23 protein-coding genes are annotated in these 23,799 nt (G+C 46.9%); 15 read left to right on the top strand and 8 right to left on the bottom strand.

Features of this window, described 5'->3' with window-relative positions; genetic code table 11:
- Positions 1-8: 8 nt before the first annotated feature.
- The gene (locus QJS83_RS13125; RefSeq protein WP_284605381.1) at positions 9-2,135 is read left to right on the top strand and encodes a tetratricopeptide repeat protein; all 2,127 of its coding nucleotides are present in this window, start codon (positions 9-11) and stop codon (positions 2,133-2,135) included.
- On the opposite strand, the gene QJS83_RS13120 is transcribed toward QJS83_RS13125, so the two are convergent.
- A complete protein-coding gene (locus tag QJS83_RS13120) occupies positions 2,132-2,653 on the bottom strand; it encodes a hypothetical protein (RefSeq protein ID WP_284605380.1) in 522 nt (173 codons plus the stop codon). The two genes, QJS83_RS13125 and QJS83_RS13120, sit on opposite strands and share 4 nt — an antisense overlap.
- 165 nt (positions 2,654-2,818) lie before the next feature.
- On the opposite strand from QJS83_RS13120, the gene QJS83_RS13115 reads away from it, so the two are divergent.
- Positions 2,819-4,195, top strand: a complete 1,377-nt coding sequence (locus QJS83_RS13115; RefSeq protein ID WP_284605379.1) for a S8 family peptidase — start codon at positions 2,819-2,821, stop codon at positions 4,193-4,195.
- A 1-nt stretch (position 4,196) separates the two neighbouring features.
- Here the strand turns inward: QJS83_RS13115 and QJS83_RS13110 are convergent, their stop codons facing one another.
- Complete coding sequence (locus tag QJS83_RS13110; RefSeq protein ID WP_284605378.1) at positions 4,197-4,988, bottom strand: hypothetical protein; 792 nt, start codon at positions 4,986-4,988, stop codon at positions 4,197-4,199.
- Between the two features lie 33 nt (positions 4,989-5,021).
- Here QJS83_RS13110 and lnt point away from each other — a divergent pair, with 33 nt between their 5' ends.
- Positions 5,022-6,632, top strand: a complete 1,611-nt coding sequence (gene lnt / locus QJS83_RS13105) for an apolipoprotein N-acyltransferase (RefSeq protein ID WP_284605377.1) — start codon at positions 5,022-5,024, stop codon at positions 6,630-6,632.
- Entirely contained in the window at positions 6,610-8,940 is a 2,331-nt protein-coding gene (locus QJS83_RS13100) for an endonuclease MutS2 (RefSeq protein WP_284605376.1), read from the top strand. Before lnt ends, QJS83_RS13100 begins: the two co-directional genes overlap by 23 nt.
- Before the next feature lie 39 nt (positions 8,941-8,979).
- On the opposite strand, the gene QJS83_RS13095 is transcribed toward QJS83_RS13100, so the two are convergent.
- Positions 8,980-9,267, bottom strand: a complete 288-nt coding sequence (locus QJS83_RS13095; RefSeq protein WP_284605375.1) for a hypothetical protein — start codon at positions 9,265-9,267, stop codon at positions 8,980-8,982.
- Between the two features lie 86 nt (positions 9,268-9,353).
- Between QJS83_RS13095 and QJS83_RS13090 the strand changes: the two genes are divergently transcribed.
- The 3 genes from QJS83_RS13090 (at position 9,354) to QJS83_RS13080 (ending at position 12,435) form a co-directional block, all read left to right on the top strand.
- Complete coding sequence (locus tag QJS83_RS13090; RefSeq protein ID WP_284605374.1) at positions 9,354-10,811, top strand: lipase maturation factor family protein; 1,458 nt, start codon at positions 9,354-9,356, stop codon at positions 10,809-10,811.
- A gap of 96 nt (positions 10,812-10,907) precedes the next feature.
- Complete coding sequence (locus tag QJS83_RS13085) at positions 10,908-11,783, top strand: DUF6635 family protein (protein ID WP_284605373.1); 876 nt, start codon at positions 10,908-10,910, stop codon at positions 11,781-11,783.
- Positions 11,784-11,907: 124 nt separating this feature from the next.
- Positions 11,908-12,435 (top strand): YceI family protein, encoded by a 528-nt coding sequence (locus QJS83_RS13080; protein ID WP_284605372.1) that lies wholly within the window; start codon positions 11,908-11,910, stop codon positions 12,433-12,435.
- Between the two features lie 35 nt (positions 12,436-12,470).
- On the opposite strand, the gene QJS83_RS13075 is transcribed toward QJS83_RS13080, so the two are convergent.
- A complete protein-coding gene (locus tag QJS83_RS13075) occupies positions 12,471-13,391 on the bottom strand; it encodes a carboxymuconolactone decarboxylase family protein (RefSeq protein ID WP_284605371.1) in 921 nt (306 codons plus the stop codon).
- 239 nt (positions 13,392-13,630) lie between these two features.
- Between QJS83_RS13075 and QJS83_RS13070 the strand changes: the two genes are divergently transcribed.
- Complete coding sequence (locus QJS83_RS13070) at positions 13,631-14,374, top strand: hypothetical protein (RefSeq protein WP_284605370.1); 744 nt, start codon at positions 13,631-13,633, stop codon at positions 14,372-14,374.
- Between the two features lie 60 nt (positions 14,375-14,434).
- Here the strand turns inward: QJS83_RS13070 and QJS83_RS13065 are convergent, their stop codons facing one another.
- Complete coding sequence (locus tag QJS83_RS13065) at positions 14,435-15,301, bottom strand: PBECR2 nuclease fold domain-containing protein (RefSeq protein WP_284605369.1); 867 nt, start codon at positions 15,299-15,301, stop codon at positions 14,435-14,437.
- 159 nt (positions 15,302-15,460) lie between these two features.
- Here QJS83_RS13065 and QJS83_RS13060 point away from each other — a divergent pair, with 159 nt between their 5' ends.
- Entirely contained in the window at positions 15,461-15,778 is a 318-nt protein-coding gene (locus QJS83_RS13060; protein WP_284605368.1) for a hypothetical protein, read from the top strand.
- Positions 15,779-15,847: 69 nt separating this feature from the next.
- Here QJS83_RS13060 and QJS83_RS13055 read toward each other — a convergent pair whose 3' ends face one another.
- A complete protein-coding gene (locus QJS83_RS13055) occupies positions 15,848-16,855 on the bottom strand; it encodes a zinc-binding alcohol dehydrogenase family protein (RefSeq protein WP_284605367.1) in 1,008 nt (335 codons plus the stop codon).
- Positions 16,856-17,122: 267 nt separating this feature from the next.
- Between QJS83_RS13055 and QJS83_RS13050 the strand changes: the two genes are divergently transcribed.
- Both QJS83_RS13050 and QJS83_RS13045 read left to right on the top strand, forming a co-directional pair.
- Positions 17,123-17,425: a hypothetical protein gene (locus QJS83_RS13050; RefSeq protein WP_284605366.1), complete on the top strand. Its 303-nt coding sequence runs from the start codon at positions 17,123-17,125 to the stop codon at positions 17,423-17,425.
- A 38-nt stretch (positions 17,426-17,463) separates the two neighbouring features.
- Positions 17,464-18,744, top strand: a complete 1,281-nt coding sequence (locus QJS83_RS13045) for an Hsp20/alpha crystallin family protein (RefSeq protein ID WP_284605365.1) — start codon at positions 17,464-17,466, stop codon at positions 18,742-18,744.
- 363 nt (positions 18,745-19,107) lie between these two features.
- On the opposite strand, the gene QJS83_RS13040 is transcribed toward QJS83_RS13045, so the two are convergent.
- Both QJS83_RS13040 and QJS83_RS13035 read right to left on the bottom strand, forming a co-directional pair.
- Positions 19,108-19,347, bottom strand: a complete 240-nt coding sequence (locus QJS83_RS13040) for a hypothetical protein (RefSeq protein ID WP_284605364.1) — start codon at positions 19,345-19,347, stop codon at positions 19,108-19,110.
- Between the two features lie 110 nt (positions 19,348-19,457).
- Positions 19,458-20,093 carry a matrixin family metalloprotease gene (locus QJS83_RS13035; protein ID WP_284605363.1) on the bottom strand — a complete coding sequence of 212 codons (636 nt, stop codon included), beginning with the start codon at positions 20,091-20,093 and terminating at the stop codon, positions 19,458-19,460.
- 532 nt (positions 20,094-20,625) lie between these two features.
- On the opposite strand from QJS83_RS13035, the gene QJS83_RS13030 reads away from it, so the two are divergent.
- The 4 genes from QJS83_RS13030 (at position 20,626) to QJS83_RS13015 (ending at position 23,798) form a co-directional block, all read left to right on the top strand.
- Entirely contained in the window at positions 20,626-21,624 is a 999-nt protein-coding gene (locus QJS83_RS13030; RefSeq protein ID WP_284605362.1) for an isocitrate/isopropylmalate dehydrogenase family protein, read from the top strand.
- 3 nt (positions 21,625-21,627) lie between these two features.
- Positions 21,628-22,350, top strand: a complete 723-nt coding sequence (locus tag QJS83_RS13025; protein WP_284605361.1) for a coenzyme F420-0:L-glutamate ligase — start codon at positions 21,628-21,630, stop codon at positions 22,348-22,350.
- 66 nt (positions 22,351-22,416) lie between these two features.
- Positions 22,417-22,881, top strand: coding sequence for a hypothetical protein (locus QJS83_RS13020; RefSeq protein ID WP_284605360.1), 465 nt, complete (start codon positions 22,417-22,419; stop codon positions 22,879-22,881).
- Positions 22,881-23,798, top strand: a complete 918-nt coding sequence (locus QJS83_RS13015) for a hypothetical protein (RefSeq protein ID WP_284605359.1) — start codon at positions 22,881-22,883, stop codon at positions 23,796-23,798. The genes QJS83_RS13020 and QJS83_RS13015 overlap by 1 nt, the downstream gene beginning before the upstream one ends.
- Position 23,799: the final 1 nt, after the last annotated feature.

The raw sequence follows: 23,799 nt of genomic DNA, 5'->3' as shown, positions 1-23,799 counted from the left end.
CTGTTCTTATGGGTTGCGCGACAACGTCGCGTTTCGACACGCGCATTGATAAGCGCCTGACTCCTCCCATCGCGAGCTTTCAAAGCAAATGGAAAAACGCGCCTCTTTCCGAACTTGAGAAACTCGAAGTAGGATCGAAGGAAGATAATATTCTTTGGTGGAAAACTTATACGCTGGCTCTGGCAAAAAAAGAATCCGCACCGACGCAATCTTGCGAAGGCTTTAAGCTTCTTAGCACAGCCGCGAATTTCCCGTTGCATGACTTGGCTCTTTTGCGCGCTTATGAAGTGTGCGCTAAAAACGAAAACCTCGCGGACCTGCCAGCAAGCGCAGCACCGTGGTATCGCGATCTTTTTATCGACATCAAATTGAAAAAAGCTCTCGAGACGCCGGACTTGCGTGACGATCTGGCGGCTTACATCGACAAAGCCAAAGCGGATAGCAACAAGAAGAACAAAGAAGACTTCTACATGAAGGCTCTTTTGATCGCGCAAAAATTAGAACTCAAAGAAGAAACGGCAGAGATTCAAGCCCTTCTGTATAAGAACTCTCCCCGTCTGAATCCTCTTCCGACTTACAAAGATTTAAGCGGTGTTGCTGGAGACTATCGCTTTCATCGCGATTTCGACAACGCCCTTAAAACTTACAAGCAGATCTTAAATTCCAAAGAAGCTTCGGTGGATGATACTTTCCAAACTTTGAAAAACATCCGCCAAACTTACAAGGTGGCACAAAAGCGCACAGACTATATCAACGCGACAGCGGACCTTGTGAATTGGTCAAAGAAACAATTCCAGAAAAACAAAAAAGACCGTCGCGCTATCACGCGCTATCATGATGCCCAGGTTCTTTTCGCCAAAACACTATGGACAGAGGATCAAACGTCGCAAGCCGTGAAGGTACTTAAAGAAACTCACCGTTTGTTGCGCGGTTCTTATCCCATGGATGAGGTGTACTTCATCTTGGGTCGTATCGAAGAAGAGAAAGGCAATTTCACTAAAGCCATTGAATATTTCGAGGCCAGTTACCAACAACCTGTGAGCTTGGCCGGTTTGCGCGATAAGATTTCGTGGTTGAAGTCCTGGAACTACTACAAGCTTGAAAAATGGAGTGAAGCTCAAACAAGTTTCGAGCAAATGAAGGACACCGTAAAGGATCCAGCTGATAAATCCCGGGCTCGCTTCTGGTTGGCTCGCGCTTATGACAAACAGGGATTAAAGGATAAAGCAAATAACGAGTTGCAAGAGCTGATCAAAGAAGATCCTCTCGGATATTATGGCGTGGTCGCTGTGCGTGAGTTGAAACAGAATTTTGGACCTCTAAAAACAGAAACAAAGGACTTGTCGGGTCTCAGTCTTTTAGGTGTTCAAGAATTAACGCCCCAAACTCGCCTTACGACGGAATGGCTTATTTCCGTGAATGAAAAACCTTTCGCAGAGAAAGTTCTTAACAGCGCCGTCGAAGATCTTAAAAAACGCAACATCACTTCGGAAGAAACTTGGCTTGCCATTTCTTCTGGTTACGCGAGAACAGGTCTTTATCTTCCTCTGTTCTCTGCTTTAGGAAATTTGCAGCCGGAAGTGAAAGACCGCTTGCTTAATGACCATCCGGATTTGCTTTTCCCTCAGCCTTTTTCAGATATTATTTCTGAAGCCTCCAATAAAAGCGGAACGCCGCAGGAATTTATTTACTCCATCATTCGCCAGGAGTCGGCATTTAATCCCGAAGCGCGCAGTTCCGTCGATGCCTTCGGTTTGATGCAGCTTCTTCCGAGCGTGGCGAAGAATCTCGCGAAGTCGAATTCACTTGAATATAAAGAAGCCCTGGATCTTTTTAAACCTGAAGTGAATATTCCACTGGGGGCTTTTGAATTGAAGTCCTTGATGAAGAAGTATGACAATCAGTTTATTCTGGCAGTATCGGGTTACAACGCCAATGACAGCGCTATTCGCGGCTGGTTGAAAACGCGTTATCGTCCCGACTCTGTAGAGTTTATCGAAGAAGTTCCTTACGAAGAGACACGCGCTTACATCAAGCTTGTGATGCGCAACTACGTGTTCTATCAAAGACTGCTCAATCAGGAAAAACCAACAGCTTTCCCCGAAGAGCTTCTTTCTCTTAAAAAGTATAATTAACGGTCACAGAAAGTGTCTGGCGCCAAAGCCCCGGTATCGAGAGCATCGTATTCGGGGTAGGTGGCGTAATTGATGTTTGTCATATCAACCAGATCCGCATCGTCCTCCACAGTCTCTGGCTTCCACTTCAGACTTTCATAGCTGACTTCACGCAGGTCGTAGCGCTTCTCGACCGGAGTTCCCAACGCCACGCCATTAACATGCGTAATCGTCGCAACAAGCTCGTTACCTTCGGCGGAATGAGCATCGGGAACGGGAATAGCCCACGTTCCCGTCAAAGAACATTTTGTACCGACGCCTGTCTCATCATCCCAAACAGCTTCGGATTGTGCGAAATCACCATTCGCTTTCATATCAACGCGAGTGTAAGAAAACGCCTTATCAAGAGTCAGACTTTCTGTTTGATTGTGATAACTCACGTCTTGATCCAAACTGCTGAAATCGGAAGAACCGCTTTCAGGTTTTTGACTGCAAGCCATGAGGAACGCCACCAATGAAATAAAGGTAAACTTTTTCATGTTCTTCTCTTCGGAGGCAGGAGTTTCCACTTTAAGCTGAGAACTTTTATCGACTTCATTCTCATTATCCCGCTTTTTGTCTCAGATTGATACGCGACTATCGCAGAGACCGGTTTAGATAAAATTTCAAAGACCGATAAGTCCTAATGGAAAAGGGGACATTTCATGTTTTCTCGCAAATTGTGGATTGCAGCTGGTTGTGTCGGTTTAGTGTTTTTTGGCGGGTTAGGACTATACCTTCTCTCCATTGAAGAACACTCCCCTTCTCGTACGCAAAGCTCCAGCAAGAAAGACAACAACCGTCTTTTTGAAAATTCTTTTATCACATCGAAAACAGACAAAGTTGAAGATGAACCCAGTGCTCTATTTAATGATCCCGCAATTAGCCAGGCTTGGGGTTTGAAAAAATCCGATGCCGCTCGCGCTTGGTCCGTCACCAAAGGGAGTCGTGATATCGTCGTTGCCGTCATCGACACGGGCATTGACGTGAAACACGAAGACATGGCGGGAAATCTTTGGCGCAATCCGGGCGAGACCGGCAAAGATGCGCAAGGTCGCGACAAAGCGACAAACGGTATTGATGACGACGGCAATGGTTTTGTTGATGACGTTTACGGTTGGAACTTTGTTTCGAACAATAACAAACTCGACGACAATCACGGTCACGGCACTCACATCGCCGGAATCATTGGAGCACAAGCTGGTAACGGCAAAGGTATTACAGGCATCGCACCTGAAGTCAGTCTGATGATTCTTAAATACTATGATCCAAAAGTAGCGGGCACCGACAACTTAAAGAATACGGTCGCCTCTATTAAGTACGCCGTGAAAATGGGCGCGCACATTATCAACTATTCCGGTGGTGGTACGGAGTTTTCACAAGAAGAGCACGATGCCATTGCGGAAGCCGAGAAAAAAGGAGTTCTTTTTGTCGCGGCCGCGGGAAATGAAAGATCCAACTCGGATCAGCATCACTACTACCCTGCAGATTACAAACTTCGCAATATTATCTCTGTGACAGCGATCGATCCTTCAACACAAGTTTTGGCGTCTTCCAATTATGGTGTTGAGACAGTGGATATCGCAGCGCCTGGACAAAATATTTTGTCGTGCCTTCCTGGAAACTCTTATGGATATATGACTGGAACTTCGCAAGCGACCGCTTTCGTGAGTGGTGCCGCGGCTTTGGTGATGGCGCACAAACAATCCTTCGATGCAGAAGGTGTTAAAAAATACATTCTTGCAACGGGTGATGCGCAAACACAGCTGGCCTCAAAGACACGAACGTCCCGTCAGTTAAATCTCTACAAAGCACTGACGATTCTAGACCAGGGCGTTTCCGCTTCCGGCGTGATCGCAGTGAACACCCAAAACATGAAGTACTTCTCTGCCGATCCAAACGAAAAAAATTCGACAGGTGAAGACGGCGTTGATACCGCCGCGAAAGAAATGTCCCACTTCGGCCGTTCTTTGATCGATGCCATGGGCACCAAAACCCGCACCCCAAAACTCGGCACAAAACAAGGCTCCGAAAGTTTTTAGTTTAATCTATAAAATCTGACAGGCTGATCTTTCCGCGAATCATGACGATCAGTCCCGCCGCCATAAATGCCAAGGCGACGCCAACACCGATCAGGTTGCGGTGAGCAAGATTGATCATTCCCAATAAAATCAGAAACGCACTGAGACCGAAAGGTCCCCAGTACATGTACTTTTGCCACTTAGGGCGCGCGGCTGCTTCCGTCTTTGCAACCGGCTTTTGAGACAAGCCAACCATCATAAGGCTGTTGATTCTTGCGATCATTTGATCACAAAGAGGATCCCCGCCTTGAGCGGCCTTCAACTCTTCATACTTCAACGTCGCGAAGCGCAGAGCATCCAACTCGTGGCAAGCGCGGATAAACTCGTCATGAAGACTGTCATTTTCGAAATTATCCAAAAGATTTTTCCATTTTCTGACCAAGCTCGGTTGTGCCTTGAGAGCGGGATCTTTGGGAAGACCCTCGAGCTTTTCAAAAAGAACGTGGCAAGAGTAACACTCTTTTGCGCGACGACCGTTCAAAGCGCCACACTTAGGGCAGGATTTCATCTCCTGTGCACCAGGCTCGACAGCCACTGACGCCGCCTCTTGCTGCTCAGCAGCACTAGAAACGGCTGCCGCAGTCGCCACTGTCACTGGAAAACAAAGAATGTTTGCGGGGTCCGAAGGAGGAAACTCGAAACTGAATCGTGTCTCGCAAGAAATGCACGCAAAAAGCGGATTTTCAGAGTGAATTTCATCACTCTCAACTTCATATAATTTCACGCAGCTCGGGCATCTGATCTTCAATTTCACGTGGACTCACTCACTCTTTGTGTTACTAATACCATGATGAAGAGATGGTTTCAATTTTTCAAGCATAAAGCCTACGATTTTCGTTGGGCGATTCTCTCGGGCATTTTAGTCGGCACAAGCTACATTCCTTTTCCTCCATGGGCTTTGATCTTTTGCTACACGCCTTTGTGGCTTTATGTGACTGAAGAAAATCGTTCTGTGAAAGATTCTTTCTGGGCAGGATGGGTGACTCAGTTTGTGTTGAGCTTGATCGGCTTTCACTGGATCGCCTACACCGCTCACGAATTCGGTCAAATACCGTGGTCCGTTTCCATTCTTGCCCTGCTGCTTTTTTGTGCGTTCATGCATTTGTATATCCCTGTGGCCATCGCCATTGGAGCCTGGCTGCGCTTGAAGTTCTCGCTGTCAGCGACACAAAGTCTGTTTACAATAGCCCTCCTCCATTCCCTGCTGGAGCGTGCTTGGCCGGTGATTTTTGACTGGCATCTTGGCTATACTCTCTTCTGGGTGAAAATCCCGATTTATCATCTTGCGGATCTCGTCGGATTTTTGGGATTGTCCACGATCATTCTTCTTTTCAATGCGTGGATGGGAGCGATTTGGCTTAAGCAAAGTTACGTGAAAAAATCTTTAACTCAATTAAGTCTTCTCACTCTGACTTTTGCCGCTTTAGTGGGCATTGGCTATTGGCATGGCCAGCAGTGGAATCGCTTCGATCGTGAGATTCGCGCGACCGTGGTTCAAGCCAACATCGGAAATCTTGAGAAAGTTTATGCGGAACAAGGCCGCGGTTACCAAGAGGCGATCACCAACAAGTTCATCGAGCTGACCCGCGATGCGGCCCAGAAATTTCCGCAAACGGACATTTTCATTTGGCCCGAAACCGCATTCCCCGATTACTTGGATCAGCATCTTTTGGGACGAAAACACACGCAACTTTTGGCGGAGGGGCTCAGCCCTTTGGGAAAACCGCTGATCACCGGAGCCTACTCTAAAGATCCTCAGTCTGATGAAAAACTGGATAAGTCGACTTACAACGCTCTTTTCTTAGTCGATGCGAACACAAACAATTTGGACAAGCCTTATCGCAAAACGGAGCTGCTCGCTTTCGGAGAGTATTTGCCGTTGAGTGAACGTTTTCCTTTTCTTCTCAGTCTTCTGCCTTTTGTTTCGAACTTTGGGAGAGGCGACGGGCCGCACGCGATGGCTTGGCAACACGGTGGTGAAACCATTCATTGGGGCGGGCAAATTTGTTACGAAGGTCTTTACCCCGCTTTCACGCGCGGCCTTTCTAAAAAGGGTGCGGAGATTTTAGTGAACGTGACAAATGACTCTTGGTTCGGCCAAACCTTTGAGCCACAACAACATTTGTATATGACCTTGGCCCGCGCGATTGAAGTGCGCCGCCCACTGGTGCGTTCAACAAACACGGGCATTAGCACCGCCGTTCTTGCGAATGGTGACGTTCTACATAAATCACCGCTTCACAAAGAATGGAGCGGTCAGTTCGTGGTAAAATATTTGAAAGACGCCCCCACTACTTTCTATGTTACTTGGGGCCATTATGATTGGATTTTGATACTTCTCGCTCTGGCAGCGGTTGTTATTACAGGAGCTCTTCATGCAAGATCTCGTCGTTCTTGATTGGGTCGAAATTTTAGAAAAAATCCGCTCACACGCAACAAGTGAAGCGGGCCGCGAAGCGGTGATGCTGACTAAACCTCTTTCATCTCAAGAAGAGTGTTACGCCAGCTTTAAAGAAATCGCCGACGCCACGGAAGTTTTAAACCAAGGCGTGCGCCCCTACATGCAAAGTTTGGATCTTTACTCCACCTGGATCACACGTCTTAAAAAGAACGCGGTCTTAAAAACTTTAGAGATCAAAGACGTTCGCAGTTTCTGCTTAGAGGCTTTGGCTCTGAAAGAAGCTCTTAACACGGTCGAAAACGATTGGGCGCAAAGAATCTCGGCAAGCCTCATGAAAGCCGACGAGCCGGTTTCCGCGATTGACCAAATTCTGACTCCGGGCGGAGAAATTCGTTCTGACGCCAGCGAAACGCTGTATCGTCTTTTCAAAGAAAAAGAACGCTTAGCACGCGAAGTACAAAGCACGCTGGATCGTTTGGTGAAAGATCACCAGATGGAAAACGTTTTACAAGACAAGTACGTCACGACTCGCGATGGACGTTGGGTGCTGCCCGTTCGCTCCGGAATGCAACATCATCTGCCGGGCGTCATTCATGGCTCTTCTCAGACAAAACAAACGGTCTTCATGGAGCCTGAAAAAGTCATTCCTGCAAACAACCGTCTTCGTCAAATCGAAGTTGAAATTGAAGATGAAATCGAAAGACTTCTTACGGATCTTTCGCGCTATCTTTCCTCGAAGGCCGTCGACATTGAAAGCACGCGCGTTTTGATGGAAGAGTGTGACGTGCGTTTCTCGCAAGCGCAGTTCGCTACTCACGTGAACGCGCAACCGATTCATTTTTCAACCGACAGTATGGAGCTGATCGAAGTTCGCCATCCTCTTTTGCAACTGTCCGGCAAAAGCGTTGTTTCGAACTCTGTTCTTCTTGAAGGCACGAAGAGCATTCTTTTACTGAGCGGCCCTAATGCCGGCGGTAAAACCGTCCTCCTCAAGTCCATCGGTCTTGCCGCACAGATGGCGCGTTGTGGACTCCCGATTTGCGCCAGCGAAACTTCAAAGATTCCATTCTTCAAAAACGTTCTCATCGGTATTGGAGATGCACAAAGCGTGGATGAAGAGCTCAGCACCTTCGCCGCGCATTTAAAAATTCTTGGTAAGGCGGCTTCCGTCAAAGGACGCGAGAATTTGATCCTGATCGATGAGATCTGCGGTTCAACGGACCCGGAAGAAGGCAGTGCCCTCGCGCGCAGTTTTATCGAAGCCTTTTCCACGAATGATGTTTTCGCCGTCATCACATCGCACTTGGGTCCGCTCAAGTCTGGATGGGACGAGACAAGCCGCGTGTTGAATGGAAGCCTTGAATACGATCCAAAGACAGGCCGTCCGACATATCAGTTTATCGCCGGCATTCCCGGGGATTCTTTGGCTATTCAAACGGCGAAACGCGTGGGTGTTGCGCAGTCGATCGTGCAAAGAGCTCTTGAAGTTTTAGCTCCAGCGACGCGGGCCCGCTTGGAAGGTCTGGAACAGATCGAAAAACTGAAAAGCGATATCTCTCTTTTGCAGGATCACCTGCGCAAAGAGACCCACAAAGCTCTTGAGATGAAAAAGAAGTACGAAGGTCTTCTTGAGCAATTCAATCGTGACAAAGAAGAGTGGCTGCAAAGAACTCTTAAAAAGGCGGAGCGCAAAGTAGAAGAGGCCATTGCTCAAGCGAAGGTCACGGAAACGTTTAAGCGTCACACGGCTTTGCAGGAGATTAAATACAAACTACCGGAAATCGTGAAAGCAAAACCTGTCACGCAACCGGGAGCTCCGGAAAATGCGGAAGATTTCGCCAAGAAATTTCCACCAGGAACAAAAGTCTTTGTTCCAACACTGAACCAAGATGGGATTGTGCAAAGCACGCCGAATAACAAAGGCGAAGTTTTGATTCTTTCCGGCTCTGTGCGCCTGCAGTTAAACTGGCAGGATTTGCGCCCACCGGGAAAACCGCAGAATCCAACTTCCCAGCTTGTTCGCCAAAGTTCTTCTTTTTCAGTGTCACTTGCTGACCAGGATCGTACTTTGGATTTGCGCGGCAAAACCGTTGAGGATGCTTTGCAGGAACTTGAGATAGCTCTTGATAAAGCCGCTCAAGCGCGCGAAGACCGCATGAAAGTCATTCACGGACATGGCACCGAGGCTTTGAAAAAAGCAGTGCGCACTTATTTGTCGCGCTCTATTTATGTCAAAAAGTGGAAGGCCGGTTCGCCGGAAAGCGGTGGAGACGGCATCACATGGGTGGAATTAGGAGAAGCTTAAACTAAAAAGCCCTTCGCGAAACGAAGGGCTTTTTCTTTTTTATTCTTGGGCTGTGGATGACATAGAGGGCTCAGGTTCACCCCCGCCGCGGATCGGTTTGCAAACATAACCGCAACGAACCAGACGGCCGCCTGTGCTTGGATTCAACCAGCAATATTTCACGACTCTTTCGTGCATAGGCGGGCATGAGATCTGCAATCCGTATTCGATCGGTTCAATCACAAACGGCTCTTGAATGTTAGAGATATTGGTGATTTCTTCAGTGGCATGTGCCATTGTACTTGCGAGCAAAGTCGCCGCAGCCAAAAGCGCTAGAACAAACTTCATTGGAACCTCCTTATGTTGTTCGGGTAAGAAGGTAAAAGAGAGAGACTGAAGCTTACCAATTATTTTGCGGAAGAGTGTGAGAAGTCATGGATTACAACATTTCAAGCTGGATCATTTCGAAAACTTTAAGCATCAGCTACTTCATCGCGTTCTTGTCTTTGCTTCCACAAGTGCTGGGACTCTATGGCCAACAAGGCATTCTTTCGATCGATCATCTTTTAAATCTTCTGGATAAAGAACTTAAAGGCGAACGCTTCTATCACGTACCTTCGTTTTTTTGGTTTTCCTCGACGGACTTCACGCTGAAAGCGACTTGCTTTATCGGCATGATGGCTTCATCGCTGGCGTTTCTTGGTTTTAGCCAAAGCATCATGTTCGCCGTTTGTTTTCTTTGTTATTTATCATTCGTCAGCTGTGGACAAATATTCTTAAGTTATCAGTGGGACAGTTTGCTTTTGGAGCTCGGATTTTTGGGATTGTTTTTTGCTCCCTGGAAGTGGGAATGGCTCCCTTTGGGCACACACCTTCTTCATCCGATGGTCTATGGTTTAGTGCTTCTTTTGCTTTTTAAACTGATGTTTCTTTCCGGCGTTGTAAAGCTGACTCACAAGGATACCTGCTGGCGCGACTTTACCGCACTCACCTATCACTATTGGACTCAACCTCTTCCGACGCCCCTTGCATACTTTATGAATAAAATGCCGCTCACGGTGCAAAAGCTCAGTACGCTTTTCATGTTCTTTGTCGAACTGGTGACGCCATTTTTTATTTTTATCCCAGGGCCTGCGCAAACGGCGGCTGTCGTGTTCTTAGTACTTTTGCAAGTTTTGATTTTTTTGACCGGCAACTACTGCTTCTTTAATATCATCACATTGGGGCTGAGCCTCGCTGTGCTTCCCGATTCTACCTGGGGCTTTAAGATCAATTGGGTTGAAAACACGACAATCCCATTTTGGCTTGCGATGGTTCCGGTTGTTTTACTTGTCCCGGCTTCTCTTTTTTGGATTTTCAAAACCTTGTCGGAGAAAAGCAAGTCTCTGGATTTTCTTTTACCGTACATGCGCTTTTGGTATCCGTTTCGTATCTCAAATCCCTATGGTCTTTTCGCCGTCATGACCCGCACGCGTCCGGAACTGGTGCTTGAAGGCAGTGACGACGGCGTCCACTGGAAGGAGTACGAATTTAGCTATAAACCTGTCTCGACGAAAAAAATGCCGCCTATTGTGGCTCCTCATCAGCCGCGCTTGGATTGGCAGATGTGGTTTGCGGCTCTGGAAAATTTTTACGAAAATCTGTGGCTGCAAAATCTAATGACTCGGATTTTTCAGGAATCGCAGGATGTGCTTTCTCTTTTTGCGAAAGATCCGTTTCAGGGAAAAGCTCCGCAATTTCTTCGCATTCAACTTTACACTTACCAGTTTTCCTCTTTTAAGGAATGGCGAGAAACCGGCGCCTGGTGGTCCCGCGAGCTCAAGGGTCCTTACAGCCCTGTCTTTGAAAAAGAAAGCGAGGAAGAGCCCGCCGAGAAATCGGGACCTTCGTAGGAACTTTGCTTCTATAAAGGTCCAGCCTTCGGTATTTCTCTTTTCATGTTTTAAAATTTTGGAAAAATGGCTTTATCCACAAAGGAAAAGCCCTTCATGACTGAGCAAAATAAAGCCCTGGCCCTGGGAGCTCTCGACGAATGCATTTCTCAATACTGTGACGAACGTCGCCAAGCTGTTGATACTTTTATCGAGCGGCACTTTTCCTTACAAGAAAGTATCGACCTGCAAAAGAAACACTTTTTAGCCGATCTCCTTTTAAATCCGCTGAATGCCTTGTGGTCAATCCCCTATTTGACTCTTAAAAAACTGATCGAGACCTCCGACAAAATGGGCTGGACAAAGCCCACACCCTTTTTAGAAAAAATTCCGTCAGGGTTTAAAACACGCTATCAAAAGGAAATCGAAAATCTTATTTATCGCGAATTGTTAGATGCCGACAAAGAAGGCGCTTTATGGCGCAAGCTCAACGATTCTCCAGCACTGCAAGGATACCTCGATCGAAACGAATTCATGGTTCGAGATCTGATCCAACTGGAAGTGCGAAAAGAAATTGAAAAGTACAGCTCAAGTCAAACGATGATCTCGGACCTTGCGAGTTCTTTGGCAACATTGGGAACCGGCTGGATTTTCTTTGGCGACAAGTCGCTTTCTATTGGCGGTCTTGGTGATCGCATCGCGAGGAAATTTGCGCGCGACAAAGCCGCGTCTAATTTCTTTCTTGGTGAAAAACTGGGTAAAAGTTTTTACGGTTTCTTTCCGCCTCAACCTTCGCGCAAAGACATTTATATCGCGACATTCATCGTCGGCCTTGGTTTGACTGTAGTCAGTCTTATCGTGACGACCATGAGCGATCCTCTTCGCAAGCGACTGGGACTTCACCGCAAAAAACTTCTTAGCATGATTGACGGTTTGGAAGAGCGTCTCTTTTTGCAGCTAAAGAAGGAAATCAAATCCGTCAAAGCGGCTTAAAAAGCCACCTGAATCATGGGGGAACATATTTGCAACAATGATTTGCAATAATGTCCTCTACTGCAACAGTGAATTTTCGGCGATTCTAAGAGCATAGATACACACTTTCCTGAGGAGGAATACTATGTCTACTTGGAATATTGATACAGCTCACTCGAGTGCGAACTTCTCTATCAAACACATGATGATTGCGAAAGTTCACGGAGGTTTCGAAAAGCTTTCAGGCGTTTTGCAATACGATCCTGCCGATGTGACAAAATCGTCTATTGAAGCCACTATTGATGCCTCAAGCATCAATACTCGCGAACCGCAAAGAGACACGCATTTAAAAAGCGCCGACTTTTTTGATGTCGAAAAGTATCCGACCATTCAATTTAAGTCGAAAAAAGTTGAAAAAGACGGCGATGACTTGAAAGTCACCGGCGACTTAACAATTCACGGCGTGACGAAAGAGGTGGCTCTTCAAGTGGAAGGTCCTTCTGAGGAAATGAAAGACCCGTATGGAAATATCAAAATCGGAATTTCGGCGACGACCAAAATAAAACGCAAAGATTTCGGTCTGAGCTGGAATGCGGCTCTTGAAGCCGGCGGAGTTCTGGTCGGTGATGACGTAACCATTTCTCTCGATGTTCAGTTCGCAAAGAAAGTTTAATCTAAAAAGGGCGAGACAACAGTCTCGCCCTTTTTTTATTGCGCCGAAATCTTTTTAGGGGAGACTCGCTTAGAGCGCTCCAGATATCTAAAAGCCTGGTCAATTTCTCTTTCAAAGGCTTTTTCATCCTGACGAAGACCGTTCAGCACCGTACTCCAATGACGAACGATGCCGGCCATGGTGATCGCTTCAGAAATTTCATTCGGTGTCGCCCCGTCTGCTTTGGCAAATTCGGTGTCCGCATAAATGCAGTACTGACATGGAATTTGGCTTGAGACGGCAAGACTGATTAAATCTTTTGTTTTTGGAGTCAACACCGTTTGCGGATTCATATCCATGCCTTTAAACGCCTTCCACGCGCCAGGCAAGCCTTCTTGCGAATATGCTTTCATGAACTCCGGCACGAACCCTAACGTGTTTTCCATGTCGGCCATAGCTGTTTCCGCATTCGTCACGACAACAGGTTCCGGAACTTTGTCGGTTTTGTTCTTAGCCATGACAATGATTTTATCGATGTCGTTTTTAAATTTCATCAGATCCAGCTGCGCGCCGTAAAGATGTGTGCTCCATTTGCGTGTGCTCGCGGCGACGGCGATTGCCATTTTAATTTCTTCCGGTTTTGCGCCGTTGAAGGTCGCGGCCTTCTTATGAAAGTAGATACAATAACGACACGGGATTTGCGAAGAAACCGCTAAGCCAATCAGTTCTTTCGTTTTCGGGTCCAACTCCGTACCGGGACTCAATTGCACGTCCCGGAATTCCTGCCAGGCTCCCGGTAAAGCTTCGGGTGGAAACTCTTTCATAAAAGTAGGAACTGCGCCGAAGACGCTTTTAATTTCCTTCAATGTCGCCGTGTACTCTGATTTCATGTTGGGTTTCGCTGGCGCAGATTTGTTCTGAGCCGCACTCACTCCCACCGCTAAACTCAGAATAAGAAAGACCCACTTTGCTTTCATAAAATCACCTCTCTGAAGAGCTATTTCGAGACACTCCCCTTCGTTCTTCAAGGTGTTTATATGCACAAAGTGACGTCCCTTGTGCGGCACCATCCCAGAAGTTTGACGGCTCACTCTGGGACCGCCTCAGAGTGAGAATGCCGCTTTTTCCAAACTGCTGAAATCACAAGATTTTTAAGTTCGTATCAGAGTGAAATATGGCACCGACGTTGCTTTATAGTCTGGCATCAGGGGGCTTTATGAAAAATACGAAACAAATCTTCACAACGATCTTAACAATGACGGCAGTCGCTTTCTTGACTGCATGTGGTTCTAGCAACCAAATGGCTTCAACAGATCTTTCCAGCCGCGTACCTTCAACAAGCGGTTCAACTTCCAAACCTCTTGCTTATTGCAATCAAGCAAACGGTGAGGTTTCAGCTAAACTTAAAGTTTACACTGAATCTTCAAACTCTGTTCGCATGGACCTTGTTTACGTGAGACTGACTGCTCTTCCTACAAGCTTTAAAAACGACAACTCTTACATCACTATGTGGAAGTGGTTGGCAAACTCAAGCGGTTCTACATATCTTGATAACACAGCTCTTCGCTTCTTCTTGATCGACGTATCAACAGGCAAAGCGTTGACTGACTGGAAAACGACTCTTCGCTGGTCTGATGTTGTTACAACGGCATCTGCACTTGGTATCACTGACGTACAAACATTCTTTAACCGCGTGAACATCCTTGTTGATCTTAAAGATGCTAACGGTGAATACGACGTATTGAAAATTGCAAACTACGACGTTTCTACAAACAAAGCGATCACACAAACCGACGCTCTTTTGCCGATGTTCTACGCAAACCCTGCGGACTACGCTGTAGAGTCAAACGGTTCCGCTCGCGCCCAAGCTCTTCAAGGTTTGCACCCTTTCGCTTCTTACACGAACCAAGGCTTCTCTTCAGCACAATTCCAAAGCATGGCTAATAACTTCTGCTTCTAATAAAAACAAAAGCCCCCACCCCTGATAAACGAAAAGCCCGGTCTCCCGGGCTTTTTGTTTTTAGTGAGCTGATTCTTGGCTGACTTCGTCTGCTTGTAGATTTTCGCCTTGTCGGTAGCGATCGACCAGTGTGCGATCTGTCGTTGGAAACGAGAATAAGAGCGAATGCACATTGGAATCTTCGTCTTCTTGTGTGACCGCGATATAAGTCAAATCCTTCACTGTCTCATGATCGGGAAATTCTTTGATGAAGCTGACAAGCACATTGCCGTCGAGATCATTCTTGCGCCAAATCTCGTCGGCACTTTCGATGGTTTCTTCGCGAAGAGTTGCGAATTCTTGAAACTTGTCTTGCGGAATGTCTTTTTCGCCGCGCACTTTGAGCATGGCAAGATAAAGTCCCATCGCCAAAGGATCGCCTTCGCCCAGAGCATCGCCTTCGATGCTGCCGCCAGACACTTCTTCGTAAGTCTTGTCATAAACCAACTCGCCGCGCTGGTTGTTTTGCCACAAGCGGCTGTCTTTAGTTGGATAGTGAATAAATACAAACGTCGGATATTCGTCCTCTTGGGAAACGTACGCTACGGCGACATACTTGAAAGCTTCATCGCCTTCTTCAAAAGAGCGAATGAAATGATACAAAGGATAGTCTTCTATCGTTTTGTCATCCATCCATACTTCATCCGGTTCGTCGAGTGTCGCTTCCAGGTAGTTTTCACGGGCAATTTGTTCTTCATCAGAAAAATCGTCGTCAGAACGCAAAGATTGATACTCAGATTCCAGTTTATTGATGGCTTCTTGAAAATATCCAAACAACTCTTTCTCTGATTCAAAAATAAGTCCCGCCGCTTCATCTACGATGATGAGCTCCTTCTCGCCAGAGGAGGAGGGGGTTTTCTTCTTTGCTCGGGATTTTGTCTTCGCCATATAATTCGTATTCCTTCACTTTTATTATCGAGTCATTCGCGACACCCAACAACTAGAAAGAAAGCCGCTCGACGAGCCCCGTCAAAGGCCTACTTTTGGTCTTGCAACGGAAAGAATTATTCCTCACCATCGGAAGTAAGACGTCGCAAGGAGGCGATCTTGGTCAATATAGAAGAGACAAGTTTGGAAAGAATGGAGGCGTTGCTCTCTCATTCCGCCATGGGTGTTCATGTTCTTTTTGACAATAAAGCAATCGCGGATGTTCTCAAGGAAGTGAAAGACGATAAGGACTTTTACAGCTTTGATAAGATGAAAAAAGTCCAGGACGTGATGACGGAACTCATAGCGAAGAAAACGTACTTCGAAAAGATGGCGTATCTTCAAGCTCTAGATCCCGAATCCTACCAAATGCTAGTTCGCGCGTATTTCCACATTGTGGAAAATACAGTGCGTGCGAACCACGAGCATCGTCACTAGCACTCGAGAGAAGAGTTTGTTTGCATTATGTTACGAATACGTGGGGCGATAAAGCTCCACGGTCTTCCTTTACGTAATGCCTTTTAAAGTGATCTTCCCAATCATCGTATTTGTTTGCAGCAGCCGGTGCGCTTCGCTGAGATTTTCCGCATTCAGAACTCCCAGCTCCGTGGTCTTCGTTGAACGAATCTTTCCTGCCTCGACTAAATCTGCCACTTCATTAAGCAGTCGATGCTGTTCAATCATATCGGGCAATTGATAAAGAGATCGCGTGAACATCGACTCCCAATGAAAGGTGACACTCTTCGCTTTTAAGGGATTGCTGTCGACCGCCGTATTCATATCGACAATCGAACAGATCTCCCCGAAAGGATTTATCGCGCGAGCCATGTTATCATAATGCATGGCTGTGTCGTTGAAACAAAGAATCACGTCAACGCCGGGCCAGCCTTTTTGCTCTAACTGCGTTTTGAAATCTTCTTTATAGCTGATCACCTCATTCGCGCCCATTTCACGAACCCATGCCACAGATTCGGGCCGAACCGCTGTGGCCGCCACTTGCGAACGTGTGAGTTGCTTTATCAACTGCAGAGCCATTGAGCCAACACCCCCCGCCCCGCCGATCACAAGAATTTTCTTTTCAACCTGGCGATCCAACCGAACTTTCTCGAAAAGGCATTCGTAAGCGGTGATCGTCGTCAGTGGCAAGGCCGCCGCTTCCTGATAAGAAAGATTTTTCGGCATGCGCCCCACAAGGCGCTCATCGACGACGTGAAATTCCGAGTTTGTGCCGGGTCGATTCACAGCCCCTGCATAAAACACATCCATTCCCGGAAAAAATGTTTTCACGCGCTCGCCGATTTCAACGACTGTTCCCGCTGCATCCCAACCAAGAACACGGGGTCCCGGATTTTTAGCATCGATCGTGCGCGCTTGTTTGTAATCGACGGGATTAACGGAAAGAGCTTTCACTTGCACCCGCAGATCATAAGGGCCTAAGGGAAGCTTTTCGACCGTCATTTCCTTGAAAAGACTTCGTCCCTGTTTTTCGTCGTACACACATGCGACTGCTTTCATAGAAGCTCCTTTGACTTTAAAAGTACTCCCTGAAAAATATGTCGACAACCTTTGGGCATCCGCACTGTCAAAAGATTGAGCGAAATTTATAACATTCATCTTGCATTAGGTTGTCGCGAGCACATTTAAAAAAATGTGTCGAAGTCTTAGAGTTTTAAATCGACACCGTCAGCGATAATTACTGCAATGCTTTGCGGGAATGGTATTCTGAGCAAGAGCTTCAGGTTTGGAATTAAGTTTCCCACCGCAAAGCCGATAGGGAGATTTGTGAAATATCGGATTTTCTTATCGGCTTTCTTTTTTCTTCTTCCCCTCTGCGGGCACGCCGAGTACCGAGTGTTTTTACTGAAAATTTCAAAGAAACCCGCGGATCCCCGCGCTCCGGCCTCCCAAGACTTCCGTCTGGTGGAAAGCACATTGGATCACGTTCAGTATCGCTATTATTATCCCGTGGCTCCCAATGAAGAGGTTACCTACATCGATACCTGGCGCTGTTATGGGCGCACGGATGACTTCAAGCCTCACTGCCCCAACCCCAAAGGCCAGATTCCAAACGCGCCACAGGAGTGATGTTTAAGGCCGGTGTGTCTTTTTGATACACTAGCTTTATGTCGTCTATTGACTCTTCCACGCGAAAAGCCCAACAAGCAGAATTGAACGAGCTTCAAGCGGATTACGCGCGCAAAAAGAAAGAATACGTCAGAGAAAACGAGGCGGAGCTCGCCGATCTTAAAGACTATTATGGCGACAAAAGAGCGACTCTGGCCGAGCAAAACGAAGCTGCCATCAATCACATTCGGCACAGACAAAAAGAACAAATGGAAGAAGCTTCTTCCGAGCGTCAACGTCTGACGGAAACGTACAACGCCAAATCCTCGGCGATGTTAAAAAATTACGAAACCAAGCTCAACGAAACGCGTGAGAAAAGACAAAAGCAAGTTGCCCTTGCGCAAGAAGGCGCTCGTCAAAAAGTCAAAGAAGTAGAAAACAATGCGGAATCTCGTATCGAAGAAGTTCGTGCGCGCAGTTCGGAAGACATTCGCTCTGCCAAACAGAAATACAACCGCGACATGACACAGATCAATGAGTTCAGCCAAAAACGCCTGGAACGTCAGCGCGAACAAAACGATGCCGTCCTAGGAAACGAAATCGAGCGTGGCCGACACGTGCAGGAAAAAGTGCGTGCCCGCAACGAAAAAGAAGTCGGTGAACTGCAAGCCAAAGGCGAGCGTATGATCGCCAGCGAGCAAGAAACTCAAGAACAAAAGTTGAACCGTTTGTCAGAAAGCTCAGCCAAAAAATACGAGCAACAACAACGCCAATGGGACAGCAAAGAACAACGTTTGAATCAGCAATACTCTGAGCGCATCATGCACTCAAAGAAAGCAAACGAGAATCAGCTGAAAATGCAGCAAGAGCATTTTAAAGATCGCTATCAAAAAAACGAACAAGCCAACCGCGAGTCTCTCGATATTCAAAACGAACGCTACGTGAAACAAATGGCGGAAACACGCCGTGATTTCGTGAAGGCCGCGGCGAAGTACGATAATAAAGAACAAGATCCTTTCTACAAAGTTGAGGATCGCGGCAGCTACTTGCGTGAAAGTTCCGATTTCTACGTTCTTCGCGCTTATGTTCCCGAGCATGAAAAAGACGCTGTAAAGGTGTCGATCCAAAATGACAAAGCGACGGTGACGGGACAACGCTCTTTCAAAGATAAGATTGAAGAAAACGGCAAAATCGTTTCAAGCTCCAACTATCAGACATTCCGTGAAGAGTTTCCTTTCGAAACACCCGTTATTACAGAAGGCCTTACTCGCGAGCGCGATGGTGATTGGGTTGAATATAGAATTCCCAAGGGGATTCCGCGCTTAAGCAAAAAAGCCTAAGAGTCTGCAGACTCGGCAAGCAAATGCTCAATAAAAAAAGCGGACAACTGATGGCGCCCCTCTAAGGACGCCTTTTTATACAAACTCAAAGCTTGTTGCCGTGTTGTGGTTTCCGAAGTCCCTCGTTGAATTGAGATCTCTTTCAAACTCATTCCTTTCAGAATAAGAAGGCCAATCTCCGCTTCGGTTTTCGTAAGCTTCCACTGGACGAAGTGATCCTCAATTAATTTTCGGAATTCTCCGAGGTTTTTTCCCATACGGAGATTTAATAGGGTATTTAAAGGGCTGTCATCTAACATGCGTTCGCAGTTCATGTCTTTTCCACCTTGGGTGGAGCAGAACTGCTCGGCGAGATTCGGGAAATTAAACCTTCATGAGATAGCGGACTTCTCTCATCACAAAAGAAAGACGAGATTGAAGATCCGTGAGCATTTCAAGATTGCGGTGAAGCTGTGCCAAAGCATCCGCCTCAACCACAGGAACATCCGACATTTCGTGATAAGACTTGTGCGTAATAGGAGACGATTCCGAAGACGACAGCGAGCCCATATAATCAGAAGCTACTTCTACACCGTTGTTTTTTTCGAAATTTACGATTCTCATCGGGATCTCCTTTAGCTCGATTTCTCGAGCGCAGAACTCAAAGTCTAGTAACCTTTTTTCTTTTCCAACAACTTAAATAAACTTACATAGAACTTTTACAATGCTGAGTGCTAATACTCGCACTGCAGGGATTGTTCATCCGTGAGAGCCACTCTCACGCGATCATCCCCGGCAGCCAAATAGGTCGCCATCACGGAACCCGCTCCGTCCTTATGTTTCAGACCAAGCACGTGTCCCATTTCATGAAGGACCAAAGCTTCGATATTTACCGGTGCCGAGCCCTGACGACGAATTGACTGCGTTAAAGTTGAATTATTCCAATAAAATCCGAAGTCAGCGCCATTCAGGCGAATATCCGCTTCCTTAATAAGGTCACCGATCCAGTAAACACTCGTGCGACCTTGCTCTGACGCCCGGTTGTCTTCCCATGTATTCATAAGATAGATGACGTTCTCCCCGTCTTTGTGAGGATTCAGAGGGCCCTGCACCCGAGGGTATTGAACAATATTAAAGAGTTTGCGACCGGCCGTGCGCTCCCACGTATCCGCCGCTGAGAGAATTGCGGGAACCATAGAGTCAGGAACGGAAGAGTGAATTCGCATCGTGACAGGAACATCGCTCTTCCACGAAATGCGCTCGCCGTACACGTTTTGCACGAAGCCGCAGTCTTCTTGCGATTTCGGAGCGCAGGCTTGAATAGTTAATACTGATGTTAGGACCACAAAGATCCCAAGCCACTTCCACATGAGAGCGACCTCCACACTGCTTTCTATTACAAAGACAGGACCATCTGTTGCCGAGCACAGAACAGAAGCTAAACATTTGAATTAACAGCGTTTTAGATGTCCAGTTGCGATTTGGAAGGAATTTCGGCTTCGTTGAGTATCGTCTGTCTTTCCACCAGACAGGCGCGCGATTTCTCTCTAAACCTCTGAAATTATTTGGGGTTTCTAGTGTACAACCTCTGAACACCCCCTCGCCGCAAAGTGTGGTGCAAAATGTCTCCGAAGGCGCTGGCAAGCCGCTTGCTTTACTCAATTAGCAAGTCTCAGTTTGAGACAAAAATGCCAGGATGGCATTTTTGAGCGTAGCCCCGTCAGGGGTTGAGGGCAGGAGCCCGAAACACCATCCGGGCCCCACCCCACTCGGGGATACCTCGCGGCCTACAAAACCCATCACCCATCCTACCTTCCCTGGTAGGGAGTTTAAAAAAGCTCCCCCTGCCAGTCCGCGCGTGTTAAATAGGGGCCATAAAAAAGTGAGAAAGTAGGACCCGCAATGACGAAACTGACCGTAATTCCCGGTGATGGCATCGGCCCTGAAATCATGACTCAGGTGATCCGTGTACTTAAACACGTAAGAGCTCCTTTTGAATACGAAGAGCATCAAGCAGGCGAAACAGCCCTTCACAATTTGGGCGATCTTCTTCCACAAACAACAGTGGACTCTATCAATAAAACAAAATTAGCGATCAAAGGCCCGACGACAACTCCTGTGGGTGGCGGTCATAAATCTATCAACGTGACGATGCGACAGAAGTTCGATCTTTATGCGAATGTTCGTCCCGTGCGCTCGTTGCCAGGCGTGCAATGTGTTTGTAACGACGTGGATTTGACTATCGTGCGCGAAAATACCGAAGACCTTTATGCCGGTATCGAGCGCATGGTTGATGAAAACACGGCAGAGAGTATCAAGCGCATCACACGCAAAGGTTCAGAGCGTATTGCTCGTTACGCTTACGACTTGGCGGCAAAAACCGGCAAGCAGCGCATGGCGATCGTGCACAAAGCGAATATCATGAAAATGTCTGACGGTCTTTTCTTGAAAGTCGCGCAAGAAGTGGGCTGGCAATATCCAACCATCACTACAAAAGATGTGATCGTCGATAATGCTTGTATGCAGCTTGTAACAAAGCCACAGCAATTCGACGTGATCGTGACTGAAAATCTTTACGGAGATATTTTAAGTGATCTTTGTGCAGGTCTTGTCGGCGGTTTGGGTGTTGTGCCTGGCGCGAACATCGGTGAAAAAGCCGCGATCTTTGAAGCGGTTCACGGGTCTGCTCCTGATATCGCAGGACAAAACAAAGCCAACCCGACGGCTCTTTTGCAATCGGCGGTGATGATGCTTCAACACATCGGCGAAAGCGCGAAAGCGGATGCGATTATGAAAGCATTGATCGCCGCTCTTTCTGACGTGAACGCTCGTACGGGTGACCTTGGCGGTAAAGGAACAACGGTTTCTTTCACAGATGCGATCATCCAGAAGTTGAGCTAATAGTTGAACTCTTTGACGGTCTCCCCCATTCAAACGGCGGTTTTTCATCATGGCGATGATGTGGTGGAGTTCGTTCTTAAGCATGTGGATCGTTCTCTACTCGGGGAGCGATCCATTCTGGCCATTACGTCGAAAATCTTGAGCGTTGCAGAGGGAAATCTTATTCCCGCTGGTTCCATCGACAAAAAAACTTTGATCGAAAAAGAAGCTGATTATTATTTGGGCGAGATCGGACATAATGTACAACTCACGATCAAAAACGGCTTGTTGATTCCTTCGGCAGGAATTGATGAATCAAACTCGGAGCATGGCGATTACATTCTTTATCCCAAAGATGCTTATAAGTCGGCTGAAGATTTGCGCCGTCAAATTTGTGCCCGCCTGGGACTTCGCGAGTTCGGTGTGATTGTCACGGATTCTAAATCGAATTTCTTGCGCTTGGGTGTGGTCGGTGTCGCGTTGGCGTTTGCAGGTTTTCATCCTGTGCGTAACATGGTCGGTGAAAAAGACATCTTTGGTCGTGCGCTGAAAACAACCAAGATCAATCACGTCGACAGCTTGGCCGCATCGGCAGTTTTGATGATGGGTGAAGCCGCGGAAAGATGCCCGCTCGCTATTCTTAAAAATGCGCCTGTGAGTTTTACGGATTCTCCCCGTCGAGCGGATCTGGAAGTCTCCCCGCAAGAAGACATGTACCTACCCGTCTATAAGCATTTATTGAAATAGTTCCAGCCCTAAAGCCAGTCAGCAATCGTTTGCCAGCACCCGTGTTTTAAACTTAAAATTGTCTATATGAAATTTTCAGTATTGCTTCTGAGTTTGGGCTTCCTTTTTTCTGCATGTTCCACAAATCAAAAAAGCCGTTTGGCTGCGACCGCTCTCGGCGTCGGTGTGGGGGGTGTCGTAGGCGCCGCTACAGCTCCTGATGATGAGCGCCCCGAGCTGCACGCGCTTTACTGGGGCGGTATTCTTGGCGTTGTGACCGCCGTTGCTGCCAATTATTATTTCAGCGATGAAAAAGATATGGAAGTCATGCGTTTGGAAAACGAAAAGATGAAAGCGCAGCTGGATTTTTTTCAGAATGGTCCTGCGACTTTGTTGAAAGAGTCCACAGGCTCTGCGGATAAAAAGTATTTTCAAAAAGGCAAAGCGAAGATCAAACTTTACAAAATCGATCAGTGGGTGGAAGAAGGCCCGAATAAGCGTTATCACCGCGATCAGATGATTGAAATTCTGCCTCTTGAGAAAAGCGAATAATGAAAACAAAGATTTTGTCTGCTTTGTTAATTTTTTCATTAGTATGGGCGGTCTCGGTGACGGTCTTGTACTGGAAACTGAAAAACAATCCGCGGGTTGTCGCAGTCACAATGAACGTGGGGCAAGAGTCTTTGCAGAATCTGCAACTGGGCGAAATGGAGAAGCTGACTTTTCTACGCCAGTATCTCGATCGTTTCTTTAATTATGATTCGAATAACTTCTGGCAGTCACAAACGTCTTTGGCTTTCTTAATGGCACCGGCTTTAGGTGAAGAGCGAGTTCGTGAAGTCAGCCGCCTGCGCGCAAAAATTCAGCAAAAGAATTTTTCGCAACTGGGGAAAATACAGTCTTTGCGCCAAACTAAAAACGGAGCTTATGAAGCCCTTGTTCATTTGCAGACGATGGATGGAGCCACGAAAAACACATCCGCCAAAAGAAATGATCTTTATGTGACTGTGATGCTGACTTTGATTAACTCCGAAAGAACTTTGGAAAATCCGTGGGGGCTTTTGGTGCAAAGTATGAATTTTGCAAACTCAACACCGCAGGAGCCTCCGTTTCAATCTGAAGTTTTCGTGCAAGCGAAAAGTCCGACTCTTGTGACCTTTCCCTGTGCGATTGAAAATATCGAAAATCCGGACGAAAAAAATCTGAGCATTAAGATCACGACTTTGAATGTCAGTGAATTACAAGTCTCCCCGGCTCCGGGATTGCAATTGCCAGTGAAACTCAATGCGACATGCAAGGACTCCGAGTTTGCGTTTGAGTTGAAAGCCCATGAAGAAGCCCGGCATCTTTTTGTCGCGTTTCCTGTCTCCGCAGGACAAATTAGAAAAAAGGAAACTCCGAAAATACGCAAGAAAGACGTTTACGAAAAAACCATCGAAAATGTTTTAGGGATTGAGCTCGACAACTAAT

The sequence above is a fragment of the Bdellovibrio sp. 22V genome, from assembly GCF_030169785.1.
GTDB lineage: Bacteria > Bdellovibrionota > Bdellovibrionia > Bdellovibrionales > Bdellovibrionaceae > Bdellovibrio.
The sequence above is the reverse complement of the archived record's forward strand: the minus strand, read 5'-3'. Positions and strand labels throughout refer to the sequence as shown.

Coding starts and splice junctions, on each gene's coding strand:
- QJS83_RS13045 (WP_284605365.1), top strand. CDS start 17,464: ATGTCGTCTATTGACTCTTCCACGCGAAAAGCCCAACAAGCAGAATTG.
- QJS83_RS13115 (WP_284605379.1), top strand. CDS start 2,819: ATGTTTTCTCGCAAATTGTGGATTGCAGCTGGTTGTGTCGGTTTAGTG.
- QJS83_RS13030 (WP_284605362.1), top strand. CDS start 20,626: ATGACGAAACTGACCGTAATTCCCGGTGATGGCATCGGCCCTGAAATC.
- QJS83_RS13080 (WP_284605372.1), top strand. CDS start 11,908: ATGTCTACTTGGAATATTGATACAGCTCACTCGAGTGCGAACTTCTCT.
- QJS83_RS13100 (WP_284605376.1), top strand. CDS start 6,610: ATGCAAGATCTCGTCGTTCTTGATTGGGTCGAAATTTTAGAAAAAATC.
- QJS83_RS13040 (WP_284605364.1), bottom strand. CDS start 19,347: ATGAGAATCGTAAATTTCGAAAAAAACAACGGTGTAGAAGTAGCTTCT.
- QJS83_RS13075 (WP_284605371.1), bottom strand. CDS start 13,391: ATGAAAGCAAAGTGGGTCTTTCTTATTCTGAGTTTAGCGGTGGGAGTG.
- QJS83_RS13125 (WP_284605381.1), top strand. CDS start 9: ATGGGTTGCGCGACAACGTCGCGTTTCGACACGCGCATTGATAAGCGC.
- QJS83_RS13090 (WP_284605374.1), top strand. CDS start 9,354: ATGGATTACAACATTTCAAGCTGGATCATTTCGAAAACTTTAAGCATC.
- QJS83_RS13020 (WP_284605360.1), top strand. CDS start 22,417: ATGAAATTTTCAGTATTGCTTCTGAGTTTGGGCTTCCTTTTTTCTGCA.
- lnt (WP_284605377.1), top strand. CDS start 5,022: ATGATGAAGAGATGGTTTCAATTTTTCAAGCATAAAGCCTACGATTTT.
- QJS83_RS13120 (WP_284605380.1), bottom strand. CDS start 2,653: ATGAAAAAGTTTACCTTTATTTCATTGGTGGCGTTCCTCATGGCTTGC.
- QJS83_RS13015 (WP_284605359.1), top strand. CDS start 22,881: ATGAAAACAAAGATTTTGTCTGCTTTGTTAATTTTTTCATTAGTATGG.
- QJS83_RS13070 (WP_284605370.1), top strand. CDS start 13,631: ATGAAAAATACGAAACAAATCTTCACAACGATCTTAACAATGACGGCA.
- QJS83_RS13065 (WP_284605369.1), bottom strand. CDS start 15,301: ATGGCGAAGACAAAATCCCGAGCAAAGAAGAAAACCCCCTCCTCCTCT.
- QJS83_RS13035 (WP_284605363.1), bottom strand. CDS start 20,093: ATGTGGAAGTGGCTTGGGATCTTTGTGGTCCTAACATCAGTATTAACT.
- QJS83_RS13085 (WP_284605373.1), top strand. CDS start 10,908: ATGACTGAGCAAAATAAAGCCCTGGCCCTGGGAGCTCTCGACGAATGC.
- QJS83_RS13095 (WP_284605375.1), bottom strand. CDS start 9,267: ATGAAGTTTGTTCTAGCGCTTTTGGCTGCGGCGACTTTGCTCGCAAGT.
- QJS83_RS13055 (WP_284605367.1), bottom strand. CDS start 16,855: ATGAAAGCAGTCGCATGTGTGTACGACGAAAAACAGGGACGAAGTCTT.